Annotated in this window: 26 protein-coding genes; 7 read left to right on the top strand and 19 right to left on the bottom strand. The window is 41.8% G+C overall.

Features of this window, described 5'->3' with window-relative positions; genetic code table 11:
• The first annotated feature begins 633 nt into the window (after positions 1-633).
• From HXT27_RS06255 to HXT27_RS06225, 7 genes are all read left to right on the top strand, one after another.
• Positions 634-1,380 (top strand): ATP-binding cassette domain-containing protein, encoded by a 747-nt coding sequence (locus HXT27_RS06255; RefSeq protein WP_103043292.1) that lies wholly within the window; start codon positions 634-636, stop codon positions 1,378-1,380.
• Positions 1,370-3,448: a YhgE/Pip domain-containing protein gene (locus HXT27_RS06250; RefSeq protein ID WP_199172730.1), complete on the top strand. Its 2,079-nt coding sequence runs from the start codon at positions 1,370-1,372 to the stop codon at positions 3,446-3,448. The genes HXT27_RS06255 and HXT27_RS06250 overlap by 11 nt, the downstream gene beginning before the upstream one ends.
• Positions 3,449-4,073: 625 nt before the next feature.
• A complete protein-coding gene (locus HXT27_RS06245; RefSeq protein ID WP_422113150.1) occupies positions 4,074-5,081 on the top strand; it encodes a DUF3644 domain-containing protein in 1,008 nt (335 codons plus the stop codon).
• Positions 5,082-5,376: 295 nt separating this feature from the next.
• Complete coding sequence (locus HXT27_RS06240; RefSeq protein WP_422113149.1) at positions 5,377-5,523, top strand: hypothetical protein; 147 nt, start codon at positions 5,377-5,379, stop codon at positions 5,521-5,523.
• Between the two features lies 1 nt (position 5,524).
• Positions 5,525-5,719: a helix-turn-helix transcriptional regulator gene (locus HXT27_RS06235; protein ID WP_422113148.1), complete on the top strand. Its 195-nt coding sequence runs from the start codon at positions 5,525-5,527 to the stop codon at positions 5,717-5,719.
• 537 nt (positions 5,720-6,256) lie between these two features.
• Positions 6,257-6,445, top strand: coding sequence for an XRE family transcriptional regulator (locus tag HXT27_RS06230; protein ID WP_422113147.1), 189 nt, complete (start codon positions 6,257-6,259; stop codon positions 6,443-6,445).
• Between the two features lie 31 nt (positions 6,446-6,476).
• Entirely contained in the window at positions 6,477-7,313 is an 837-nt protein-coding gene (locus HXT27_RS06225; protein ID WP_422113146.1) for a sce7726 family protein, read from the top strand.
• An 86-nt stretch (positions 7,314-7,399) separates the two neighbouring features.
• On the opposite strand, the gene HXT27_RS06220 is transcribed toward HXT27_RS06225, so the two are convergent.
• The 19 genes from HXT27_RS06220 to HXT27_RS06130 form a co-directional block, all read right to left on the bottom strand.
• Positions 7,400-7,858 carry a phage holin family protein gene (locus tag HXT27_RS06220; protein ID WP_422113145.1) on the bottom strand — a complete coding sequence of 153 codons (459 nt, stop codon included), beginning with the start codon at positions 7,856-7,858 and terminating at the stop codon, positions 7,400-7,402.
• Positions 7,859-7,883: 25 nt separating this feature from the next.
• Positions 7,884-8,891: a GH25 family lysozyme gene (locus HXT27_RS06215; RefSeq protein ID WP_422113144.1), complete on the bottom strand. Its 1,008-nt coding sequence runs from the start codon at positions 8,889-8,891 to the stop codon at positions 7,884-7,886.
• 323 nt (positions 8,892-9,214) lie between these two features.
• Positions 9,215-10,009 (bottom strand): DUF6273 domain-containing protein, encoded by a 795-nt coding sequence (locus tag HXT27_RS06210; RefSeq protein WP_422113143.1) that lies wholly within the window; start codon positions 10,007-10,009, stop codon positions 9,215-9,217.
• 5 nt (positions 10,010-10,014) lie between these two features.
• The gene (locus HXT27_RS06205; RefSeq protein WP_422113142.1) at positions 10,015-11,928 is read right to left on the bottom strand and encodes a hypothetical protein; all 1,914 of its coding nucleotides are present in this window, start codon (positions 11,926-11,928) and stop codon (positions 10,015-10,017) included.
• Positions 11,921-12,094: a hypothetical protein gene (locus HXT27_RS06200; protein ID WP_422113141.1), complete on the bottom strand. Its 174-nt coding sequence runs from the start codon at positions 12,092-12,094 to the stop codon at positions 11,921-11,923. The genes HXT27_RS06205 and HXT27_RS06200 overlap by 8 nt, the downstream gene beginning before the upstream one ends.
• The gene (locus HXT27_RS06195) at positions 12,094-12,663 is read right to left on the bottom strand and encodes a nitrate reductase (RefSeq protein WP_422113140.1); all 570 of its coding nucleotides are present in this window, start codon (positions 12,661-12,663) and stop codon (positions 12,094-12,096) included. The genes HXT27_RS06200 and HXT27_RS06195 overlap by 1 nt, the downstream gene beginning before the upstream one ends.
• Before the next feature lie 11 nt (positions 12,664-12,674).
• Positions 12,675-15,203 carry a phage tail spike protein gene (locus HXT27_RS06190; protein ID WP_422113139.1) on the bottom strand — a complete coding sequence of 843 codons (2,529 nt, stop codon included), beginning with the start codon at positions 15,201-15,203 and terminating at the stop codon, positions 12,675-12,677.
• A 10-nt stretch (positions 15,204-15,213) separates the two neighbouring features.
• Positions 15,214-15,963, bottom strand: coding sequence for a phage distal tail protein (locus HXT27_RS06185; protein WP_422113138.1), 750 nt, complete (start codon positions 15,961-15,963; stop codon positions 15,214-15,216).
• Between the two features lie 16 nt (positions 15,964-15,979).
• The gene (locus tag HXT27_RS06180) at positions 15,980-18,667 is read right to left on the bottom strand and encodes a tape measure protein (RefSeq protein WP_422113137.1); all 2,688 of its coding nucleotides are present in this window, start codon (positions 18,665-18,667) and stop codon (positions 15,980-15,982) included.
• On the bottom strand, positions 18,667-19,053 hold the full coding sequence (locus HXT27_RS06175) for a DUF5361 domain-containing protein (RefSeq protein WP_422113136.1): 387 nt from the start codon (positions 19,051-19,053) through the stop codon (positions 18,667-18,669). The genes HXT27_RS06180 and HXT27_RS06175 overlap by 1 nt, the downstream gene beginning before the upstream one ends.
• Positions 19,054-19,055: 2 nt before the next feature.
• On the bottom strand, positions 19,056-19,373 hold the full coding sequence (locus tag HXT27_RS06170; protein ID WP_422113135.1) for a hypothetical protein: 318 nt from the start codon (positions 19,371-19,373) through the stop codon (positions 19,056-19,058).
• A gap of 106 nt (positions 19,374-19,479) precedes the next feature.
• Positions 19,480-20,073 (bottom strand): hypothetical protein, encoded by a 594-nt coding sequence (locus tag HXT27_RS06165; protein WP_422113134.1) that lies wholly within the window; start codon positions 20,071-20,073, stop codon positions 19,480-19,482.
• Positions 20,074-20,084: 11 nt separating this feature from the next.
• Complete coding sequence (locus tag HXT27_RS06160; RefSeq protein ID WP_422113133.1) at positions 20,085-20,450, bottom strand: hypothetical protein; 366 nt, start codon at positions 20,448-20,450, stop codon at positions 20,085-20,087.
• Complete coding sequence (locus HXT27_RS06155) at positions 20,447-20,743, bottom strand: hypothetical protein (protein WP_016809870.1); 297 nt, start codon at positions 20,741-20,743, stop codon at positions 20,447-20,449. The genes HXT27_RS06160 and HXT27_RS06155 overlap by 4 nt, the downstream gene beginning before the upstream one ends.
• A 1-nt stretch (position 20,744) precedes the next feature.
• Positions 20,745-21,095: a hypothetical protein gene (locus HXT27_RS06150; RefSeq protein ID WP_422113132.1), complete on the bottom strand. Its 351-nt coding sequence runs from the start codon at positions 21,093-21,095 to the stop codon at positions 20,745-20,747.
• The gene (locus HXT27_RS06145) at positions 21,085-21,471 is read right to left on the bottom strand and encodes a hypothetical protein (protein ID WP_016809872.1); all 387 of its coding nucleotides are present in this window, start codon (positions 21,469-21,471) and stop codon (positions 21,085-21,087) included. Before HXT27_RS06145 ends, HXT27_RS06150 begins: the two co-directional genes overlap by 11 nt.
• Before the next feature lie 15 nt (positions 21,472-21,486).
• Positions 21,487-22,401, bottom strand: a complete 915-nt coding sequence (locus HXT27_RS06140) for a phage major capsid protein (RefSeq protein WP_422113131.1) — start codon at positions 22,399-22,401, stop codon at positions 21,487-21,489.
• Between the two features lie 31 nt (positions 22,402-22,432).
• Entirely contained in the window at positions 22,433-22,894 is a 462-nt protein-coding gene (locus HXT27_RS06135) for a hypothetical protein (protein WP_422113130.1), read from the bottom strand.
• A gap of 90 nt (positions 22,895-22,984) precedes the next feature.
• Positions 22,985-23,230: a hypothetical protein gene (locus HXT27_RS06130; RefSeq protein WP_422113129.1), complete on the bottom strand. Its 246-nt coding sequence runs from the start codon at positions 23,228-23,230 to the stop codon at positions 22,985-22,987.
• Position 23,231 lies beyond the last annotated feature (1 nt).

Here is a 23,231-nt window from a genome sequence, read left to right as displayed (position 1 = left end):
TAAGCGTGATTTATATTGATACACTTCTACTATTCTACTAGATAATTTATACCTTGCTTTTAATTACATTATTTGACATTTTAGATTATTTTTTCTGTGCATGAATATTTGTGTAGTAAATATATCTATAATAAAAGTGAATATTGATGTATCAAATATATTCATAATAAAAGTGAATATTTGTGTAGTAAATATATCTATAATAAAAGTGAATATTGTTCGTACAAAAGAGTACTCTAAAAGTGTGCTAATGATAGATTTAAACGATTAGTAATAACTGTTATTTTGCATTATTAAAACAAGTTGGTTTTAACTATGCAATGATTTTATTTGAGTGTAACAATGAATTGTTATGAAAAGAATTGAATAAAATCAAGAATTAAGGTTGTATGTCAAAAATTAAGAATTGAAATAAATAATCAAACAAAAATTAAATATGTGCAAGATAGCGATTTTGATACTTTCAAAACAAAATGCGTATATTCTAATTCGAAAAATGCATATGTTTTGAAAGTTTCAACATTGTTTATTTTGCATGTATGTTTTAGTTATAAGTAAGGAGGAATGCTTAGACGTGCAAATAGTAATTTGAATATTTGGATTGCTATTGGATGCATGAATCTACAGCTTATTATGGAAAAGATACAAACGCTTTTAGAAGCGAAAGAATTAGGATTAAAACGATTTAGAAAATCACCATTTTGTAACGTTTCATTAAAAGTAGAGCCTAATCAAATTGTTGCAATATCTGGAGAACATGGTTCTGGAAAATCAGCGTTATTGCTTACATTATCCGGATATATGAAATTTACAAGCGGTTCTCTTAAAATTGCGGATATAGATCTTCCTCACCATTTAATGCGATCTAGAAACTATGTTGGCTTAGGCTTATTTGCTGGAATTAACGACTTTTATAAAACTCAAACTATAGAGGAAGCGTTAATAAGCGAATTAAAACTTGCAAGTAAATCGCCAATATTTAGAGAGCAATACAAAAATAATATTGAAGATTGTATTGCACTCAAACAATACGCGTGCGATGTATTAACATACTGGAAAGTGCTTTCTCCTCTAAATACACAAGTGGGAGAGTTGACTCCATGTGAACTCATGAGATTAGGCATAGCATTAGCGCTATTAAAGAAACCATTTCTGCTTTTTGTTGACAATATTGAGTCAGAGCTTACAAGTGAGCAAAGCGATTCGCTTATTAAAGATATTCGTTCGTATGTAAGTCAAAATTATTGTTCTTGTCTTGTAAGCGTTTTGCAAAGCGAGTTAGAAAAACAAGCAGATCAAATTATTTCACTAAGCAATGTAAAAGCTAATAGTGTGAATAATCGTAATTTGTTAAATGAGGGTGGTAATGATGCGCGCTAATACTATTTCTCTTGCATTTCGTGAGCTTAATAATTCTATAAAAGGAAATGCTCGTAAGTTAGTAATCGGAACTGTAGCTTTAATACCACTTTTGTATGGTTCTCTTTATTTGTGGGCGTTTACTAATCCATATAAAACATTAGATACTGTGCCTGTTGCTGTTGTAGTAGAAGATAGTGGTGCAGTAATTAACGGAAAAATGCGAAATATTGGGCATGAAATCAAAAATCGTTTGGAAAATATGAAAGGTGGAAGTCAAGGATTTCAATGGAATTTTGTAGATAGTTCAAAGGCAGATAAAGGTCTTAAAAATGGCGATTACTTTATGGTCGCAACTATTCCATCGTCTTTTAGTAAGTGCATTGCTTCAGCTGAATATGACACGCCAACTAAAGCAAAACTTCATGTGAAATACGATCAAGCAAGCAATATGCTTGCATCCCAGATTGGCAAAACAGCTTTTCATACTATGCGTAGTGAAATTAGCGAGGCGATTACGGAAGAATACTGGGAACATATGTTTACAAAAGTAAACTCTGCTTCTGATTCGCTTGGTGTTGCTGCAAACGGTGCTGGCAAATTACATGAAGGTTCAAAATCTTTGCAAGCCGGAATCAATAAGCTTGCTGATGGTTCAAATAAACTTTCTACTTCGCTTAGAAGATTGCAAGGTGGATTAGGAGAGCTTCAAAAAGGTGCGGATACTCTTACTCATGCAAATGCGCGCAGTAAAGAAGGAGCGCAATTATTAGCTCAAAAAACGCAAGATTTAGCAAACGGAGCTAAACAATTGAGTGATGGAACACAAAAGTTATCTGCTGCAACAGACGAGTTTTATGAAGGAGCTCAAAAGCTTGCTGATTCTAGTAATGAATTAGAAGAACATGTTAAAGCAGGGAATGCTGAAACTAAAACGAAACTTGCGGGTCTTCTTATGCAAGCGCGAAACCCAGCAGTAACAAAGGAAGACGTGCTTGCTAATTTGCAAAGTTTGGCAGAAGGATTAGGTGAAAATTCTAATCTTCTAGAAACAAATCTTTCTGCTTTAAGCGCTGGAGCAGATAAGCTTTCTCAAGGAAGCTTGCAAATAAAGGGCGGTGCTGACGCTCTTATGCAAGGCATGGAGAAAGTTAATGTTGGTTCAAATAAGTTAGTTGCTGGCACAAATAAGCTTGCTGACGGTTTGACTCAAGTAAGTAACGGTAGTGAAAAACTAAATAATGGCATGAACGCAGCTGCACAAGGTTCTGCGAAAATAGTGAACGGTTCAAATCAGCTTAATTCTGGCGCTAAGAAGCTATCTGATAACACTCCGAAGCTTGTTGAAGGCGCTAAGAAATTGCATGAAGGGCTTAAAAATGCCCAAAAGTCTGGAAAAGTAAACGGTATTGTGCAAAAAAGTAAGATGATGAGCGCTCCAGTTGCTTTGGAAGAACACGATTACTCGCATGTTGAAAATTACGGAACTGGATTTGCTCCTTACTTTATTTCAATCGGTCTTTGGGTCGGTGCTCTTATGGCTACTTTTGTTTTAAGAGTTATGGATAGGCGCGCGATACTAAATGGCATGAATCCATTTAAGAGTACTCTCATAAGTCTTACGCCATTTGTGTTTATGGCGATTGTGCAAGCAGTTATTCTTATGGGTGTTGTTCATGGCGCGTTAAAATTGCAAATCGACAACGTTTTTGCGTTCTATGCGATCGGCATTGTTGCCTCTATAGTGTTTATGACTATTATGCAAATGATTATGTCTGTATTTAAGATACCTGGAAGAATTGTTGCTATTGTGCTACTTATGTTGCAAATCACTAGTTCTGCAGGAACATTCCCGGTGCAGATGACGCCATCATTCTTTAGAACTGTTCATCCGTACTTGCCTATGACGTATTCGATTATGGGATTGCGTCAGGCTATGGCAGGTAAAAATAGTAGTGAAATAGTTTCTGGAATTTGGATGCTAGTTATCTTTGGAGTAATTGCTATTGCTATTACAACTGTTGTTGCTTCCATGAAACGTACAGTTACTATGGTCGATTTGCATCCTGTAATTACGCTTGAGCCATGAGTTGAATTTGGTTAGTGTGCTGGTTGTTAGTTGAATTAAGCTGGTTGTTAGTTTTAGTTGAATTAAGCTAGTTGAATTTTGTATTTGCTAGTTGAATTTGCTTAAAGTGTAATCAAATAATATAATCAAATAGTGTAATTACATGGAAGAATCAAATAGTGTAATTATATAGAAAGCTAGGGCTCCTCTTACCCCTTAATCTCGTAACGAGTTGGTTTGAGGGTATGACTAGCTTTCGTTTTTGGGAGTATCGTTCTTTACGAGTTATTGTCTAAATCTGGGTTATTCTTAAAAACATTTGGTTTAGGAAATAATTTAAGCATTGGAAACATTGGGTTTTGCTACAAAAAACGCCACTGTTTGAGCAGTGGCGTTTTTGCGTTTGTGGAGTCGCGGGGAATTAGCATTTAATACCCGCTAATGCCTTATTTTTCTAAGAATTTCACAGGATAGCGTTTTGATATCAATGCGCTCAATATCGCCTTATCTTGTGTTTTTATAGCAAATATTAGTTACATTCTTATATTTTACATAGATATTTGAAGCATATCATATTATCTCAAACATGAAAGATTATTGATATGTCATATTGCTGTAAGCTTTATTCCAATGTAGACTAACTCACATGTATATCAATGAAGAAACTACAAAACGTACTTGTGAGCAACTTTTAGAGAAATCACAAGAATCGTTTATTCTGGCAATAGAAATATTTAACAAGCCTACAATAAAATACCGTGTAGAAGGATGTGCATTCTTTTTGTGCAATGCATGGGAACTAATGCTTAAATCTGTAATTATTAAGGAATCAGGATATTCAGCAATATTTTATCCCCGTAAAACAAATAGAACGCTCTCCCTTGAAGATTGTGTTAAAAAAGTAATGACCAACGAAAAAGACCCAGTACGTAAAAATATTGAAACATTATGCGAGTTACGTAACACTAGTACTCATTTTATAGTTTCGGAATATGAAATACCGTATACTCCAATATTTCAAGCAAGCATTCAAAATTTTGACGAACGATTGCGCAAATATCATGGTATAGAAATTAGCGATAAGATCCCTGATAATTATTTGGTTCTTTCTACTCGCAAAACTGATTTAGATGAAGAAACAATCAGAGCGCGATATTACCCAGAAACAGCAGAAAGACTACTTAAAATTCAAGCAGACATTAATACCATATCTAACCAACAAACAACTCCTAAATATGCTGCAGTATTCAGAACTGAATTTGTTATTTCAAAACAATCTGGCATCCCTATACAGATTGATAATTCATCCACTACTAAAGCAAAAATAGTAAAGGAAATCAAACCTACTGATAAATATTCTTGTAGGATGAGCGACGTTATTAGTATGGTAAACGTGCAACTTAGAAAAAGAAATATAGAACTATTTAACTCTGATAATTCTACGATAGCTTTCAATAAATATCATTTTGGGTTATTTTGTAAAGTCTATAACTTAAAAACAGACAAGAAATATACATATGATAGATCATTAAAGACAGAAAAGAATCATTATTATGTATACTCGCAGAGGGTTGTTGAATTTATTGTAGAAATTATCTCAAAAAATCCAGAACACATCATTGAGCAATTAAAGAATAAGTCAAAAAAATTATGAGGCTACCCCAGGAGCAAAGGAATTCTCACCTAAAAAGATTTACTCCCATTCGGGAACCCAGCTTTCATCCACTTAAGCAGCCTCGTAAGTATCAATCTACATTGCGCATAAGACTTTACTCATACACGCCATCATTGCGATGACATTACCGTAAGATAAACCTTGCCATACAATGCACGAAAGTATCACATTCAACGTGATATTATTGATAGTATTAAAGAAGCGCAATAAATAAAAAGAGTCCCGAACAGTCGAAGTGTCAGGGACTCACTATCCACTATACTGCAGGCTCATTATGAAATTAGATGCAATAGTATCGGCTATATTTTCGCTTGTTATTATCGCTGGTGTGTGGTTCCATTTTTCGCCTTGGCTTATAACCGGTTGCGCTGTAATCAGTGCCGTATGCGCGTTAGACGCTGGAAGAAAGCGTAAAAAGTAACATGAGTGAGCGTTATTTGAGTTATACGGAAGTTGCTGAGCTTATTGGCGTGAAAACTGGTGCGCTTGGCAACTACAATCTTCCGGATCCAGACGCGTTTATCGGTCGCACTCGTGGCTGGAAACGCGAAAATATTGAAGCTTGGAATGCGAGCCGTCCAGGTCATGGCGGACGGCCTGCTATGCAGAGTAGTTAAGAGTAGTTAAGAGTATGCAAAATGCCCCTCCTGCTAGTGAGGGGTATTTATTTATATTTATTTATATTCGGTTTTCATTAGGTGTGCTACTGGTATCATTCACAACTTATTTGCGTTTTACTAAATATTGCAGAAAATTTCTCGTTATTTTTTATAATTTCTTTACTTTATTATAATTATTATGTTATAATAATATTGTAATCAATAGAAGAAAGGAGGATGATGAAAGATATCTTGGAAATCATAAAGCTGATTCTTGAAATCTTAGCAATAGTAATAACGCTCATTGCAACATTTAAGAAGAAGCGATAAAGCAAAGGGGTTCCAACCACACCAATTGGCTAGAACCCCACTTTCCAAGATACTTCATCAAAACGTTATGAGCAAGAAATACTTATATATTATTGCGAGTGTGTTAAGTTCAGCTGCATCACTCTTAGGCGTTGCTATAGCGTCAACATTTGTTAATTATGCAAGTGGTGTTGTATTTGCAGTATTATCGCTTGCGCTAGCTTATAGAGCTGGGGGTGAAGATCGATGATAACGTACATGAGTTTTACTGATATAGCAAATTATTTAAATGTTACAAAAGGTGCTTTAGCGCATTATAACTTACCAGAGCCAGATGCTATGGTTGGCAAGGCGCGCGGTTGGAAGCGTGAGAATATTGAAGCTTGGAACGCGAGCCGTCCGGGGCATGGCGGACGACCTGCTGATGCAGAGTAGTTAAGAGTAGTTAAGAGTAGAATTGTATCCGATGGGAGACGAGCTTATACTTAATCATTTCTTCACAACTCGAGTTTTAGCATCTAAGAATCAATGCTATGAGACGGTTGCGAATCATTTTGTACAAGACACTAAAGGAAAAACTAATAGCGAGATAATAAGCGAGATTTACGAACTTATGACAAAAACGCATAGGTGTGAATACGTTTATCAAAACACTTTGCTAAACGCGCTACTGCTTAGCGCTAGTAGCGATGCACAGCAAACCGCATTAACGCAGCTGCCCATAAGCAAATCAAGAGCCGACTTAATTATCATCAGCAAACATTCTACTGTGTATGAGATAAAAACTGAACTAGACACTTTTGAGAGATTGAAAACACAGCTTAGCAATTACTTTAAAGCTTTCAACCGTGTGTGCGTAGTAACATCTGAGAACAAGTATCAAAACGCTATAAACGCTCTTGCTGGTACCCCTGTAGGTATTTATGTGCTTGACGGTCAAAACTGTATAAGCGAAAAGATGCGCAAAGAACCTGTAGAAGATAATTCACAACTTGAGCATGTTACGCTTTTTAAACTATTGCGTAAAACGGAGTATGAAAACATATTAAAACAGTACTTTAATGCACTGCCTGACGCTAAGCCAGTTTTTTACTATAACGCTTGTTTGGATCTGTTTTGCCAAATTCCTATTCTCAATGCTCAAACAATGGTTATGAGCGAGCTTAGAAAACGAAACATCATTAAAAACATAGACACGTTTAATCGCGTGCCTTATGCGCTAAAGTCTCTTGCATACTTTTCTTATAACACAAAGAAAAACCTTAACAATTTGCTTCGTTTTTTGGAGGAAAAGTTCATATAAAAAATTACCCCCCCGCATGAGGCGAGGGGTAATTGCTAATTTTCAAAGTATTCTCCTCTCTAGAGAATACTTTGAATATACGCACGCTACTTATTTTCGGTAGGCGTGTTTTCAGGATTGATGCTGCGACTAGTAGGTCCTACGCCATCGCCAAAAATCTCCGCATGCTTACCAGCCTGCGCTTGCGCTTCATCTTTCAACGCATCATTTGAGTTGATAAAGATTTTAAAAATCCCAGAGCGCATTAAGTCAGGATTCAACGCGACAGCATTCTCTAAAACGCTTACTATTTCAGCTAAGCTAATGTAAATACACACTGGCGCAATAAGCGGCATCTTGAACCCGAGATTCACGTACTGTTGCGCGTGCTCCAGCAGGAAAGCCAGTGCGATTACTACAACGTAGCCTGCTTTATGGTATAAGCCTGCGCGCATTTTACTACTTGACACCGTGTGTGTCAGGAAAGCCTTAGCTAAGCCTGTAATGTAGTCGAAGACTATGAGGATAGCTGTGAGTCCTATTGTTATGATTTCAGTGTTTGCCATTTCTTCTCCTTAGTTTTTTGAATGCTTATTTTGGTTGTTTGTCGACTGTTATCCATGTGCCGGTGATGTGCGCGTATCCTGTTTTGCCTTCACCGTCCCAGTAAATAGTGCCGTCTGGTTTCACCATCAGACTTCCGTTGCCGTTACCGGATAGGCTGATTGTTGAAACGCTTATAGGCTTGTATCCGTCCGGTATGCGTTCCCATGCTTTTACCCATGAGCCTCCTCCTGATTTTATCCACCCGCTACCGTTTATTGTTACGGTGTTGCCTGTGCGCGCTAGCTGACAGCATTGTCCACTGTTTTCACCCCATGGAATATGTAAAGTAACACTACTAATGTCACCATCGTGCTCTGTTGGTGTAACGGTTGGCTTTGACTCTGGCTTTGACTCTGGCTTTGGTGCCGGTGGAGGAGTTGCATGGTCTGATTTAGCGTATTTACCCCACGCTGCGCGGTCACCGTAGAACTTGTCGAGGTCAAGGTTTCCACCATAGTTTGGTAGTGCTCCAGCACTAGAGTATTGGCGTATTGCGCAACTGTAAGCGCCTTCATTCCATGGTGTGTTCTGGTATCCTGTGCGCGCGTAGTTAGGGTATTGTGCGATCCACAGTCCACAGTTTGTAGCTTTGCTTACTTGAGCTAGTCTACCGTAGTCGCATTTGCTTCCGTATAGCAGTGGGTGTACTCCTGTGAGCGCGTATACTTCTTTCGCGCATTGTTGCAAGTATCCAGCATCCTTATAGGCGCTGTTGCTGCCACTCTCAAAGTCGAGTGCGAGTATTGCGCGCCCAATGTAAGGTTTTACTGTGTTTACGAAGTGTTGTGCTTCGGCTTTAGCGTTGCCACCGCTAATGTAGTGATAAATGCCGAGCAGCTTTCCACTGTTTATTGTTGCGTCTGCTTGTGCGCGAAAACACGGGCTTGTGTACCGAGTGCCTTGTGTGGCTTTTACTATGACAAAATCAGCTGGCACTTTGGCAATGTTGATGCCTGTTTGCCAGCTTGATATGTCAATGCCGTTTAATGCCATTTTTCCTCCTTTGGTTATTAAAAAAGCCACGTTGTTTAACGTGGCTTAAAAATGTTTGTGCGTATTGTAGTCGAGTGGTTTCGGATGAATTCGGATTCTTCGGACGGATTCGGACGGATTCGGACGGATTCGGACGAAAAGTATCATACTTTCCGCGTTTTTGTCCTATTTGTCCTATTTGTCCTACGTTGTCCTAAAGTGTCTTATTTTTCGTTTTAATCTGCTTATAATACGCGTTCATGAATCTCTATGACTCGAGCGGATATGATTCAGGGGTGTGCAAAGACACCCCTGAAACTTAGTAAGATGCGTGTAGCTTACGGTTATCCAATGCAGAAACACGGGAGTAATGGTTTAGTCTCACTAATACGCTCGGGGATAAAAGTACCCTCACCCAAACTGGTTATATGAGCAACCAGTGCCGTCATACCGCCTCCCATGGAGGAATCACGCGTCCAAAAAGTCAACGGGTCCATGTCTATAGGAGAAGTGAATACGGATAATTTTTCAAAGCCTTTATCAACCCACCGGATGTGACCAGATGGATCCATTAAATACAGTTCATACGCAGCGGGGGGAAACACGTGTGCTTCCATACTCCTAGTATGACTGTTGCAATCTTTATAAGGCAATTTCATGTTAAGAATATATTGCTTATCCTCAGAGGGGAATCGCTTATAAAAGGCATCACAACTATCACTTAACATTGATTCAGGATAATTAACCGGATTAATCTCAATATTGTAACAACCTTCCCAACCGGTTACCATATTTTTTGGTATTACGAGTATGTTCTGCGGATTGTGATAGTATTTATGGTAAAAATTGTATCCGCTTATAGTCCAACATGCGTTTTTTATTGTAAACCAGTCTTTTCTGAATAAGATTTTATTCATGGTTTTATCACGGTTTTTCAAGCAATTATGTATTATTTCAATAGGGGTTGCACCGTATTTTTCGAATGGTCGCCACCCTTTTATTGGCTCAAAACTCGCGGAAATCTGATTACCTTTGTAATTAAATTGTTTAGCTTTTTCTTGCGCTTGTTTAATCCACGCGTCTTTAGCAGCTTGACTCACTGTTTCAATAAAGTAGAAAGGCATTTGAAAAGTACCCATTTTTTTTACTCCCTGTCTTTTGACTCGCATTCTGGTAATAGAATCGCTATAAAATTACAAGTACCACTAGTAGGGTCATCTACCCAAACCTCCACGTCACCCGTATACATGTTGGTCTTTTGGTTTACGCCAAAAGTCACTTGGGGGCGTGTTTTTGAATACAATCTCATGCTGCTGCTTTCTGGGAAGACTACTATTGGACGCACAGCTTTCACACTGGTAAGGCTTTTACTAACATGAACGTCTACCGGGTCGTCATCGCTCATATCACAGGAGAAAGTGAAACATTTAACGAGTCTATCTCCAAACGCTTGAAAAACATTCCTATAGTCTTTGAATTTATTAAGCGCGTCCGCCGCTTCCGTGCTAGCGAGTTCAACGCTTTGCTTTATCGTTTTAAGCTCAGGCACGCTAATAGTCACGCCGTCCATTGGATTCTGCGTCATCTGCGTAATCTGCACACCGTCACCAGCACGCATATACAAGCCTTTACGCGATGCTGTAAGCACACTATCCATTGACGCTATTTTAGAATCTGTTTCTCTGCCTTTTTGCTCTATAGTAGAGTAGCGCTGCTCAGACTCCTGTAAAACATGTGTAACACTTTCCGCTGCTTTCTGAGCGCCTTGTGCTGCGCTATTAGCAGCATTCGCTGCCTGTTGAGCGCCCTGTGCTGCACTAGTAGCTTTACTAGCAGCATCACTAGCAGCAGTCGCTTGAGCGTTAGCAGTACGAGTAGCTTCCAATGCTGCAGTTTTCGTCTGGTTTAATTCATCAACAGAGCTAACCACGCGCTTAGCGATTTCACCAGCTTCTTTAACACTATCTAAAACTGTTTTAGCTTGCTCTAATGCCGTTTCACTGCGTTTAGCAGTAGCAAGAGCATTATTCGCTGCTTCTACAGCCTGTTCGCTAGTCTGCTTAGCAAGAGCCACCTCGCCCGACACGTTCCTGTATGCCTGTGCTGCTTCATCGCACTTTTGCGCGCTAGACAAAGCATTAAAGCCAGCACGTTGAGCTTTAACAACCTCTTCCTTTAACGCTGCTAAGTCTGTTTCAGTTTGCCTGTTGGCAGCTTCTGTTTTCTCACGCACTGAGTCCGCTGCCTGTGCTGCACTAGTAGCGCGCTCAACAGCCTGTTGCACTTTACTGTTAGCGTCATCAACAGCGTTCTGCACGGTTTGCTTCATGCTGCTAGTAGCATCGTCAGCGCGTTTTGCTGCTTGGTCAGCAGCCTGCTTACTAGCGTTACACTCTTCAATAGCACTGTTAGCGCGACTAATCACATTCTGAGTGTTTTGAGCAGCCTGTGATGCTTCACTTGCTGCTTCCTTCGCTTGTTGCGCTGCGCTATTAGCAGCGTTAGTAGCAGTATTAGCAGCATCAGTAGCATTTTGAGCTTGTCGTGATACTGTTTCATTCTGCTCAATCAAGTGTGAAACTTTGTCGGTTAAAGCGTTAGCTTTACCAGTAGCATCCTTCGCTTGTTGTGCAGCGTCCTCCAACTCTTGACGGTACGACTTGCCTTCAGGCGAGCCGGCATCAAACACCGGACGCTCCACGATAGCAGTAAACGAGCGCGAGCATACGATCGTCTTATCACGTTTCACTTCAAAACCAAGCGTCACCACGCCCGGCTGACGGCAAGCAGCAACCGGAACAGCAACCTGCCAAATACGACCATCATCTGAATCTTTTGACTCCATTTTCACATGGTCACCAATAAGCACGCCCGGCTGACGATTCCAACACAAGAAAACTTCAACCGATGTATCATCAACCGGCACACCATTATCAAGAAGTTGCACGCGAATAATACGCCCATTCTCATCGCCACCATTCAACCTAACGTCAGGAATAAAAGCGTTCGCATAATCAAGTTGAATCACGTTCCAAGTCACATTCTGAAAATCACTCATGAGAATCACCTTCCTTATCAAGCTCAGCCTTCAACTCTTTAATTTGCGCATCTTTCACGTCAACCATCACACTCAATGCTGCTATGCGAGCATTAGCCTGTGCGAGCATTTCGCTCAGCTTCGCGGCAATAGCACCATCAAAACTAACTGAATCCTTATCAGCCATTAGTTTCTCCTATCCTGCGGCATCAGACTCTTATAAAAGCCCTCAGCAGCATCCTGTAATTCTTTCTGAAAACCCTCATCAGCTTCAAGCTTCTTAACTACGCTTGAATCCACGCAACTCGTATCAATACCAGAACCGTTTTCAGCCTGTGGCTGAGAATCGTTGTTTTCGAGTACAAAAAAACCTCCCGGAGTAGGAGGTTTAATTAACCCAAGTCCAAGCGTGGCGCGTGTTTTATTATAAGCAGCAACCAAAGGGTTAGGTTCTACGCGACCAGAGCCGTCAACAGCCATTAGACTAGACGGGGGAGCACTATCATCAAGAGCAGCTTCAAGAGCATCATACGCGTCAGTCCACGCATTACGACCAGTTTTCGGATCGTATGCTTCTCTCGGCTCTTTCGCGCTCAATATCGCTGCGATAGCTTCCTCAGTACTTTCCAAACCAAGCAGCGCACTCCAAGACGCGACTGTTTTCGCACTAAAAACGCTAGCAGTAACACCATCCGCACGAGCAGTACCAAAGCGTAAAATATAGTAATCGCCTTGCTTTTCAATAGTTTGAGTCATAGAATCTCCTTTCACCCCATGTTTCTGTTTACAAGCCAGCCAAAAGTATTTATGTAAACATCCACTGGGCATTCGTCTTTCAAATTGTTTTCCAAGCCCACTTTCCAGCCGGACGCTCTACCAGTAAGAGCAACGTGACAGTTGATAGCACCCCAATCAGTGTCAGACGATGCAACCGCGTAATAGCATCCGTATTTAGCAGGGCATCCGGTTTCGAAATCAAAGATGTCGTGCTGACGTGAGTCCATTCCACCTTTTTCAGCAAGCCAGTGATAAGCGACAAAAGTGTTGCGATTACTTTCCTCTCCGAGCGCACCATTGAAACAGATTTCACCATCGGTAACGTCCACACTTACAAAACACGATTCACGCCCATTATCAGAGAAAAGACGCGCTTCACCAGCACCTCTATAACGATTAGGGTATGAAGTTGCTCTCACGCCAGAAGACACGGTATCATATTTATCGTCATAATCAGCGTGTGCTATAAGACGTACAGACGCATACTTGCCATCCTCTTCAAGTTCCTTCAAAGCAAGGTAACAGCCCGGGTCGTGTTTGCTAACGCGACCATTTGTAATCCAAAGGCTAGAAAGCGTCTTCCCATCATTGCTTTCACCTTCAGTAGCAACAACAGCATCATAGTCATGGCTTGGCATAGTGAAAGTAATGCCAGCACCAAGCCCATGATAGTAATCATCGCCAATCATCGTAGTGTCAAAATCAGGCGTAATGCTCACACCGTAATTGCCGGGTAGTGACGTGCGAAAAGCGCCTATAAGAGTATTTCTACGCCCATTACCGTCCAAGTGTACAGTTTCATGCATGTCAGTATCCCACATGCTAATAATGCCATTATTTAAATCCCACTTGCCGCGTTCTCCACGAATAATACCCGTCTTCAAGTAAGACGCGTTCAAATAAACGTGACCGCCACTCAAATAAATACCCTGCGTATCACCATTATTCGTCAACTTGTTAAAAATAGCTTCCTGAGTCAAGGATTCGTTCATTTTTGAAATCACACCATCAGCACTATCATCAACAATCTCTTTTACCGTCTTACCACCAATCTTCGCAGACGCTTGAAGAGAAAACTCGCCAGTATCCATGTTCCACCAGTTGCGCCCTTGAGCGTCCATCAGCTTACCGGTAGTAATAGCATTAGCAAAAATACCCTCACCAGACGCAATATTCTTCCAATCCCAATCACCGTTAGGTTTCCTCGAGTTAGAAGTACGCCAAAAACCACCACCAAGCTGAATAGCACGAGTCGGATGTTGATTCTCAGGCTTATCATAAACCGTGATACCCTCGCCCGGCTTCAAATACGTATAGCCGCCAACACCGTTCATTACATCATTCAAGCGACCAATAAGGTCACGAACATACAATCCATTACCTTCAGCAACCGCATTCCACTCATCGGACTGAGCGATAAGCGCGTCAATCTTCTGCTCTTGTGCGCGCCGCTTCTGAGTGTAAGACTCTCTAATATTGCCGAGCGTAATACGAGTCGTGTCAACCGAGTCGAGTAAGTCTTCCTCGATTTTCAGCACACGCCCCTCAACACGAATAGGAGGAGTGAAAGTCGTATCAACAACCTGAACCGCGTCGCCAACGCCAACACCATTCGCGTCAAAGCCAGCGCGCCCTAAGTTCACCACGTCCGCCTCGTAAGACACTTGAGGTTTCGACACTTGAGAAAGTCGCGCTTGAGCGAGCTTTAAAAGCTCATTACGATCATCGCAATCGTCAAAAACAGCATCGCCTTCAAGCACGCCCCAATACTTTTGCGCTTCAACATCATCAAGATACGGTTTACCGTTATTTACTTCCTTGATACCGATACGCCTAGAGTATCCACCAGTAGCGTTCCCATCTTCATCTGTTTTCTCCTCGCCCTTACCCCAAGCATAAAGACGAGTAATAACCTGCTCAGCCATAAGAGTGCGCTTAACACTCTTCAAATCGCAACCGTACTCGAAACGCCTTTCAGCATTCCAATTACCACGCTGCTCCAGTAGATTCACCGTGCGCGCCGTAACCTTACCGTTTTCAACGGTTATGCTGGTTTCGATTTCAAGACCGTATGCTTTTGTAATGTCTTGTAAGGATTTTAAAACACTTTGATGGTAGAAGTTTAGATCAGCGTAATGGCGTATAGTACCATTCTCAATAGTACCAATCTTCCATCGCATGCCTTCTAGTGCGACTTTCACGCGCTCTGGTGCGGTTGTTTTTCGCCCTCGTTTGTCTAGTATGTATACGCTTCCGAGTTCTGCAATAGAGTTCACGCAATACGCTGTAGTGACTGGTTTGCCTTCATCGCGTTGTGTTTCCACGCTTTGCACAATGTACTCGTGCCACAAGCCTTTGCCATCTAAATAAAGCAAGCGGTCATTTTTCTCCACGCCACCGTCAAGCGTAGTAATATCAAGCGTATCTGTGCCGTCTACTGCGCATGTGCTTACTGCTTTAGTAATAGATGTAATATCTGGTTTTAATGTGCCGTTGTAGCTTACGTGAGCAAATCGCATTGTTACTCCTTTACATTAAGGTCAATGGCGTTACTTCTAGCGTTCCACTGCAGCCTGTACATGTGATTGCGTTTGCACCTGGTAGCAGCGTGAAGTAATCGGAATCGATTGTTGGAAGAATAATATTGTTGTTGATCCTGCAATTTCTGCTTTGCGGACTTGTATCTATGGACAATACGCCATTCATGTGCGAGCCTGTGCTAAAGGTAAGGGTTTTGCCATCTTGCCTAGCTATTGACGCTGAATCTGTGTCAAGTGAGAGTGAGAATTGTGGCCATACTGGACTGCTTCCTGGTATTGCCACATGGTTTTCGCCTTCATGCAGCCTGAATGTATGCTTTTTGCCATAAACGTATGGATCTGCATCGAGTGATAGTTCTAGCAGTAGCGCACAATGGAATGAATCTTGCCAGTTTCGTATTATGTTCCAGTTTGATATGCTCCATCGTCCGCGATATTCTCCGTTTGAGTCGCTTGTTTGTAAGCTTCCGTGCTTTCCGTGGATTTCTTTGGCGATATGCTCAAAAAGAGCGCTTACTGTAGCTAACTCTCCTAAAGCGTAGAGGCTTAAGGTGATTGCGCGTTTTTGTAGGAATGCTGTGTGCATATCGTCTTCTACTGTTGTGTCTAGCGCGCCATTAAATCCAGGAACAGTAATGCTGGAAGTAGTTGTTTTTGGTGATTCTACGCTAATTCCCTTTTTCTCGAGATTCAGCCCCCATTCGTTGAGTGGGATTTTGTTGATCCTGCATTCCAGCATTATTGTTCCCTTCTTTTTATCTTCCTAGTGTTGCCATTTTGCTTAGCTCATTGTTCATTGGCTTTGCAAGAATCCCTGCCATGACTTCGCCTCCGCGTCCGTTCAGTTTCAGTGATACGCCTTGGCTCATTACTCCATCGAACGCATCATATAGATCCTGCTTTGTTAAGCCTGTTCTTGATGCATCGACTTCATAATTTGCTGCAACTTTTGCTATCTGGTTTTGTTGAGCATTCCAGCCTCCATCAGGTGGCATGACTGTAGTTCTTAAGCGAATGGCGTTAGTATCGTTGAACCAATTTCCAGACTGTTTAGTGAATCCAGCAACCTGCTTTTGTACTACTTGCCATGAGTCGCCAAGTCCCTTGCTGAAACCTTGCATAATCGCGTTACCTGCCGGGATAAGCATCTTCTTATCGTAAGAGAGAGGTCCTTTATGCTTTACAATCCAGTCGCCTATACCACCAACGAACTTACTTACGCCATTGAACGCGCCTTTTAAGCCTTTAAGCAAGCCGTCGAGAATAGCCTTACCTGCGTTCCACAGCCATCGTCCAGCGCCACTAAAGAACCCGAGAATCCTATCTTTAATACCAGTAACAAAGCGGAAAACAGCATCCACGCCAGCTTTAGCACCATTTTTTATGCCATTCCAAATGTTACTGAAGAACGAGCTGATACTATTCCAACTGCTATTCCAAATGTTGCTAATATTATTAAGGCCATCTCTAAAAAGATTTTGTATTCCTTTCCAAACTCCGTTGAAGAATGCGCTATTAGCATTCCAGGAAGCTGAAAAGATGTCTTGTATGCCTTTCCAACATTTACTCCAGTCTCCAGTAAAAACTCCAGAAAGAAATTCGCATAAACCGCTAAACACTTGTATTAAGCCTTTTACGAGGTCGCCAATTGTGTTAAAAACTGGTCCAAGCGTTTCTCCTAATACTCGTGCCAGACACATCATCGCTTCTTGCAAAGCGCCCGTTACTGGCTGTAGTGCTTTGTATAAGTCTAAGAGTGAATTCCACGCAGCATTCAAACGTGGCAATATCGCATGCGTGTAATCATTAAGCGTGTCAGCGAGTGAATTCCACGCATCTTGCAAAGAAGGTGATATTGTCCGCATGAAATCATTAAAACCATCACACAGTGATTGCCACATTTGACGGCCTTGCTCTGTTTGAGTAAAGAAATATATAAGTGCTGCAACAACTGCGCCAATTGCTATTGCTATTAACCCAAGCGGATTCATTGCAATAACAAAGTTAAATAAAGTCTGTGCTGCTGTTGCTATAGCTACAGCGGTCTTATAAGCTGCCCAGGCTGCTATAACTGGCATTATTGCAGGCACAAGAGCTTTAACTACTTGCAAAACACCATTAAGTACATCGCATATAAATTTGATAGCTGCAGCAAGAGCTTCAGGGGGGAATAATGCACCCCACGTTCCTCCAGCAATGTTGAACACCTCTTTGAAAATGTCACACAGTGATTGCCATATGGCTTTAAAAGACTCAAATACTCCTACGTTTTGCATTGCTGCAAAGAGTTTTTCAAACCAGTTAATAACTCCACTAATAGCTGCTGACAATGGTGCTTGCATTGAGTTTGTGAGGTTGCTGATTGCATCTGCAAGCGCGCTCATTGCTTGAGTTGTTGGTCCTTTGATTGAGTCAAAGATTACCATTCCAGCTTTTACAACAGATGCTTGTAGATTGCCCCATGCGCCTTCGATTGTTACTGTGCTTTGTGCAGCTTTTACGGCGACATCGTTGAATCCTAGGTCAAGCAATGCTTTATTAAATGCTTCGCTGGTAATCTTTCCTTGGCGCATAGCGTCTGCAAAATTGCCAGTGTATACACCGTTTTTCTTAAGTTGTTCTTGAATCTTGCCGGATGCGCCTGGTATTGCCTGCGAAAGCTGTCGCCAGTTATCTGCTGTGAGTTTTCCAGCGCCAGCAGTCTGTGTTAGCACCATTGCAACGGATTTAAACGTTTCTTTATTGCCACCTGCGATTGCGTTCAAGTTTCCAGCTGCTTCAGCGAGCTTGTCGTAGCCTTTTACACCATTCGATGCGAGCTGTGCTGTAGTTGAGCGTATATCTTCAAGATCGTACACAGTTTTATCTGCGTATGTTTGTGTTGATTTGGTAAGCTCTTTAATTTGTTTGCTGCTTGCTCCTGCAAATTGTAAGGTTGCACCAAACTTTTGCGCAGAATCGGACGCATTCATGATTTCGCTAGTGATGCCGCTAAAAGCGCTAAGAATGTTGCTGGTAACAGATTGCGCTATTCCACTAATCAAGCCCATTTTTAAGCCAAAACCTTTAGCAAATCCGCTGCCTGCGTTTTCTCCGCTTTTTTGTGCGCGAGATGCTATGTAGCTGAATGCTTGTTTGAGTTTGCCACCTATTCCTGCTGCTTTTTGTGAAAAAGTACTCGCATAACCTGTGCCTGCTTGTGAGCCTTTTCGTATAACAGTAGAGTTAGCTGATGTTAGTTTCTGTGCAATATTGCTTCCAATTTTGCTAACGTTTTGATTGAACCCAACTGCATATTTTTTGCCGGATTCAGAACCTTTTTGAGAAACACTATTGTTGGCATTGTTGAAAGCATCACAAATAGCCTTACCTACGCCTTTTGTAGATGGCACGATTTCTACGAAAGCACGCGCAATGTTAATACCGGTATCACCTCTTGCCATTATTTGCCTCTTTCTCTATCTATCCCAAGCAAAGCGTAAAATTCTTCACTACTCTCCGCATGACCTGTTTTGGTTGTGGTGCTGTTACCGTTTGTTTTCGAGCCAGGACGCTTAATCGTATTGCTGAACTTTTTGCCTTTGCTGGCATCTTTTGTTTTGCAAAATGCTAGAAAAGCTGTATTGTCTGCAATATTTGCAAGCAATTGTCGCGTTGTATCCCATTGTGCTTGTGGGTTGATTTTTCCCCAAATAAGAGCACAGTCTGGCAAATTTGCCGCCAAGTCAGACATTCTCCTAACGCGTATGCTTTCGCCTGTTTCGTCTAAGTCAAGCCCGTAGAATCTTTGAATGTCCGCGCGTAAGGTATCTGGCGCGATGCGTAGCATTTCTACGAGCGTGAGGAGTTTGGGGAGACTTTACGCAAGTATTCAGATACGAAAGAGGATACTTCTTCCATAGTGATTCGTCCTGTTTCCTTATTTCGTAAAGTATTTTTAACTTGCTTGTACTTTTCTCCAAAAAGTCGTTTAAGTAATGGAATAAGTGCGAAAGCGTTAGGTTCTGTATCGTCTGCTGGGTTTAATTGTGAAAGAAGCTCCAACGTCTCTAGGTCGTCTAGCACTTGTGGGTCGACTGTAAGTTCTATGCCTTTGATGGATATGATAGTCGGCTCATCTTTAGGTATGATTTTCTTCTCTTGTGTCATATTCAGTCCTTTTTAAGAGTGTATAAAAGAGTAAAAATTCCTTTCGTTTTGTTAAGAGCTGCTCACGTAAGTGAAAGGAATAAAAGCCCTACGTGAGCAAGATTTATCAGCTGTGATTAGTCTCTGAAGATGCGCCACTAACTGGCTGAGATGCTCCCAAATCTGCAAAGTAATTGTACGAATTGTTACCCTGCTTATCTGGGAAGGTGGAGAACGTCACATCGTAGGTGATTGCGTCACCAGAATGGTATTGCAAATCTCCTGTGTCTGTAAGGACTGCGTCAGGAATCACTATTCGCTGTTTTTTGTTCATTCCAGACAAAAGAAGATCGGCAATAATGCTAACGTGTTCATTCTTTGGCATGCCTGTAGTAAACGAAATTACATCGTCTCCGCTGGAAGTAACGCGGTCTTTGCCGTATCGCGCTGAGAGTGTAACTGCATTGGTTTCTAGCATTACGAATTGGAATGTTTCTTCGTAGGAAGCTATGAATGATGCTGCTTTTTCGCCACTCATGTTGTTGATGTCAGTAGTGGTAACATCGGTGGATCGTGTGATTCCATCTTCGTTCAAGTCTGCTACGTTCTTAAAGGCTTCGTTTAGCTTTTCACTAGCGTCTGTAGGCAACGGCGTGCCTGCTGGTGCTACGAAAAGTACGCCGCCTGGGAATTGTTTTACTATTGCAATTTTTCTAACCATAAAAATCTCCTTTATAAAGGTGTATATATTCTGAAATTCACCATGAAACGGTGATGATATGGGGTGTCTGGGTCTGGGTAGATTGTGACTGTATCGACGATCACGCTTGCAACGTTTTCTGCATGCTCTGGCATTGCAATAAGTGTTAGAGCAAGAGCATCTGCAGCTTCTGCGGCTTTTATTTGGCTTGGTGCATAAATTGATGCAGAAATAGCGTAAATTCTTTTTCTGTCGCTTATGCTTGTGCCGTTTTTCTCTACCGTTATGAAGCTGCTTGAGCTTGTCGCGTTTTGTGGCACAAGCCCCGATGCTTCAAAACCGTCAATGCGTCCATCTGTATTGAGGTAAGTGATAACTGTTTCTTCAATGGTTTTCATTTACCTGCTCCTACAGCTTTTGCTAACCAGTGATGTCGTCCTTCTGATCGCATTGTTGCCAGCCATTCTTTGGAAGGATTGCTTGCTGCTGTGACGATTGCAACGGCACCGTGTTTAGTATCTTTTACTGGCAACGCCACATATTTCGGATGTATTCCGCTTTTTGTGGTTGTTGCCATTGATGTAGCATTTGACGCAATTTCTTGTGCTACTTTTGCTACTACCGTGTGTCCTGCTGCTCTTCGCAGCTGTAGGAAGCCGTCAAAGTTTAATTTAACGTTATTTTTGCTCACGCTATCCTTCCTTGTCTGTTACGTTGACTTCGAGATTCCAAGCAGTTGGACTCATCCCGCCGTCTAGTGGCTCTGGATCTCCTAACACTGAATATTCGCGCCCTCGAATCCGAATCTTTGCTCCTCGTAGGCTTTTGTAAGTCCACGAGCGAGGGAAGTAGCAGATGCGTGACACTTCTATGCCGTATGGTTGCAGTTCGCTATCCGCGTTTGCATTAGCAAATACTCCGCTTCCTGGAGAAACAAGCACATTCTCTACTTGTTCCTCTTTTGATTCTGCTTCTATAGGATTGTTTAGCGCGTCAACGCCGTTAAATACTGGGAAAAGAACGGTTACTGTTTCACCTTTCATCTGAATCTCCTATAAGGTTCACATGAAAGCCTGTTTGCGCTCCTTGCCCTCGTATTAAGCGTTTTTCAGCACGAGTCAAATACAAGTCACCAGCTGGATTCGTAAAACTCCACGATTGTGAGAAAGCACCCACAGTTTGTGACGTTTGCGTTACCCCAGTCATTCCATCGCCAACGTTTTCGGCTGCTGCAAGAGCGCGCCTTACTACACTGCAACAAACGAAGCAAAGTAGTCGCTTGTTGTCTGTGAGTTTTGGCGCGCTTGCTTGCATAAGAGCTGACGCATCAGATATCAGTGTTTCTACCGTTTCACGGTTTCGCGTTGAGGCTGCTGGATATCGCGCCTTTACATCGTCAAACGTTGCGAACACTTCCATGCCAGCGCCTTCCTGTTAGTGAGATACCACTGCTGATCCAGCTGATGCCTTAACAACAGCGAAACGGTCTGCGAATACGTACCATGCGTACTGAACCTCCAAGCGCATTGCAACCTGATTCTTACGCTTCAAATCTCCTTGACCGTCTGGGTCACCGTATTGAATAAGTTCCAATGGAAGATTGCGCTGAATGCCCCAATACACGCCATTGGCAAAGTCGCCAACAATAGCTTTAACGCCACTGTCTTGCTTCATTTCAGGAAGACCGTTTACGGTAGTAGACACAGCTGTTTTAATGCCCTTATACTGAGTCATTCCAGTACCAAATCCAAGTTCTGGGTACATCAAATGACCTTGCTTATCTTTAGCTGTGGCAAGAGCGTAAGCAGCTGGCTTGGAAAGTGCTAAACCGTTTACATCCGTTACTTCACCGTCTGTCAAAACTAAACCAATTGCTTTTTCAATGTCTGCATCAATGTTTGTAGTGGCATCAACGGTTTTCTTTGTAGAAGTAAGGTAATTCGTCCAGTCGGTTGTTGTACCGTTTGCTGGGTTTACACGATGGAATACGCCAAAGTCGAGTGCTCGAGCTAACGCTGTTGCGCCTTCCTCTGCGAGAGTTTGCATAATACCGATTTGGTAATCTTCGTCAGCCCACAGCACTTCGTTGCTAAAGCGCATTGTTACCTGAGTCTTATGCGGCGCTACTGTTACAGATCCAAATGTTGCGTTGGTTGCGCCTTTATCTGCGCCTTCTGCAACAAATTCTGCACGTGGCTTCGAATCCAAGGTGACGAGTGTGGAATTACCAAAAAGTGTTGGCTTTGCTGAAGACAATGCTGCAACAGCAGAGCCGGAAGTTACACCTTTTACAATTCCCTTCACCAAGTGGTCAGGGAGCTTTAGATCTTTAGATTCTAAAATTGACATAATTTTTTACCTTCCTTACATAGGGTTTTGTTTAATCATTAGAAAAAAGTTTGCGAACAAACGCGCGCGTATCGTCTACTTTTAAGCCGTCTGGCTCATCGTTAAGGCGAATGCTGTCTGTTCGTGGTTTGGAAAACTCTTTAATTGCCTCTGCGTGATCGCGTAATTCTTTTTCTGTTGAACCGCGCAATAGCGCAGCTGGTATGCCAGTTTCTTTTGCGACGAGTTGTGTGAGTTCATCGTGTTTGCGCTGAGTTTCAATAGCGGATAGTTTTTCTTTCAGCTTTGCTTCAGATTCTTCTACTGCTTTGAGCTTTTCAGCTGCTTGTTCTGAACTCTTGGCTCTGGCTTCCCATTTGCGTGCAAACCCGCGCCATTTTTCAGCTTCCGCTTTGTAATCTACTTCCTCGGTTTTTTCTTCCGCTGAAGTAGTTTCGGCATTGTTGAGTTCTTCGACCTTTTCGGTTTCTGTCTCTTGTGTTGTGTTTTCCACCTTTTCTCCTTAATAAAAAAGCCCCATGCGGGGCTGGTTAATAAAAAACCACCTTTTGCAAGGTGGCTAAAATCTGATAATTGCTATAAGCTATAGCGTAAATTCATTAGTATCGTTTAAGTATTCTTTAAGTTCTTGTTCGAATTCTGCTTGTTTAGCACGATAGGCTTTTGCACAATTAGCACATAAGTGGTGATTGTTCCCAACACCTATCCAGCCTTTAAGTGACGAATTTTGCCCCCAGTCAGATCCTAGTGTCGGTTCAGCTTTAGGTGAACATTCTACTTTAGTTTTGCAATGGTCACAGAATAGTGCAGCTTTAGCAAGATATGTCATG

This window comes from Gardnerella bivia, from assembly GCF_049262715.1.
In the GTDB taxonomy this organism is placed as follows: domain Bacteria; phylum Actinomycetota; class Actinomycetes; order Actinomycetales; family Bifidobacteriaceae; genus Bifidobacterium; species Bifidobacterium vaginale_A.
The sequence above is the reverse complement of the archived record's forward strand: the minus strand, read 5'-3'. Positions and strand labels throughout refer to the sequence as shown.

Bases quoted from the DNA above. Each gene is read 5' to 3' on its own strand.
- HXT27_RS06180 (WP_422113137.1), bottom strand. From the start codon at position 18,667: ATGGCAAGAGGTGATACCGGTATTAACATTGCGCGTGCTTTCGTAGAA.
- HXT27_RS06215 (WP_422113144.1), bottom strand. From the start codon at position 8,891: ATGGCATTAAACGGCATTGACATATCAAGCTGGCAAACAGGCATCAAC.
- HXT27_RS06210 (WP_422113143.1), bottom strand. From the start codon at position 10,009: ATGGGTACTTTTCAAATGCCTTTCTACTTTATTGAAACAGTGAGTCAA.
- HXT27_RS06220 (WP_422113145.1), bottom strand. From the start codon at position 7,858: ATGGCAAACACTGAAATCATAACAATAGGACTCACAGCTATCCTCATA.
- HXT27_RS06195 (WP_422113140.1), bottom strand. From the start codon at position 12,663: ATGACTCAAACTATTGAAAAGCAAGGCGATTACTATATTTTACGCTTT.
- HXT27_RS06145 (WP_016809872.1), bottom strand. From the start codon at position 21,471: ATGGAAGTGTTCGCAACGTTTGACGATGTAAAGGCGCGATATCCAGCA.
- HXT27_RS06170 (WP_422113135.1), bottom strand. From the start codon at position 19,373: ATGACACAAGAGAAGAAAATCATACCTAAAGATGAGCCGACTATCATA.
- HXT27_RS06130 (WP_422113129.1), bottom strand. From the start codon at position 23,230: ATGACATATCTTGCTAAAGCTGCACTATTCTGTGACCATTGCAAAACT.
- HXT27_RS06205 (WP_422113142.1), bottom strand. From the start codon at position 11,928: ATGAGTGATTTTCAGAATGTGACTTGGAACGTGATTCAACTTGATTAT.
- HXT27_RS06200 (WP_422113141.1), bottom strand. From the start codon at position 12,094: ATGGCTGATAAGGATTCAGTTAGTTTTGATGGTGCTATTGCCGCGAAG.
- HXT27_RS06185 (WP_422113138.1), bottom strand. From the start codon at position 15,963: ATGCTGGAATGCAGGATCAACAAAATCCCACTCAACGAATGGGGGCTG.
- HXT27_RS06150 (WP_422113132.1), bottom strand. From the start codon at position 21,095: ATGAAAGGTGAAACAGTAACCGTTCTTTTCCCAGTATTTAACGGCGTT.
- HXT27_RS06140 (WP_422113131.1), bottom strand. From the start codon at position 22,401: ATGTCAATTTTAGAATCTAAAGATCTAAAGCTCCCTGACCACTTGGTG.
- HXT27_RS06175 (WP_422113136.1), bottom strand. From the start codon at position 19,053: ATGCTACGCATCGCGCCAGATACCTTACGCGCGGACATTCAAAGATTC.
- HXT27_RS06240 (WP_422113149.1), top strand. From the start codon at position 5,377: ATGAAATTAGATGCAATAGTATCGGCTATATTTTCGCTTGTTATTATC.
- HXT27_RS06160 (WP_422113133.1), bottom strand. From the start codon at position 20,450: ATGAAAACCATTGAAGAAACAGTTATCACTTACCTCAATACAGATGGA.
- HXT27_RS06230 (WP_422113147.1), top strand. From the start codon at position 6,257: ATGATAACGTACATGAGTTTTACTGATATAGCAAATTATTTAAATGTT.
- HXT27_RS06165 (WP_422113134.1), bottom strand. From the start codon at position 20,073: ATGGTTAGAAAAATTGCAATAGTAAAACAATTCCCAGGCGGCGTACTT.
- HXT27_RS06190 (WP_422113139.1), bottom strand. From the start codon at position 15,203: ATGCGATTTGCTCACGTAAGCTACAACGGCACATTAAAACCAGATATT.
- HXT27_RS06245 (WP_422113150.1), top strand. From the start codon at position 4,074: ATGTATATCAATGAAGAAACTACAAAACGTACTTGTGAGCAACTTTTA.
- HXT27_RS06255 (WP_103043292.1), top strand. From the start codon at position 634: ATGGAAAAGATACAAACGCTTTTAGAAGCGAAAGAATTAGGATTAAAA.
- HXT27_RS06225 (WP_422113146.1), top strand. From the start codon at position 6,477: ATGGGAGACGAGCTTATACTTAATCATTTCTTCACAACTCGAGTTTTA.
- HXT27_RS06235 (WP_422113148.1), top strand. From the start codon at position 5,525: ATGAGTGAGCGTTATTTGAGTTATACGGAAGTTGCTGAGCTTATTGGC.
- HXT27_RS06250 (WP_199172730.1), top strand. From the start codon at position 1,370: ATGCGCGCTAATACTATTTCTCTTGCATTTCGTGAGCTTAATAATTCT.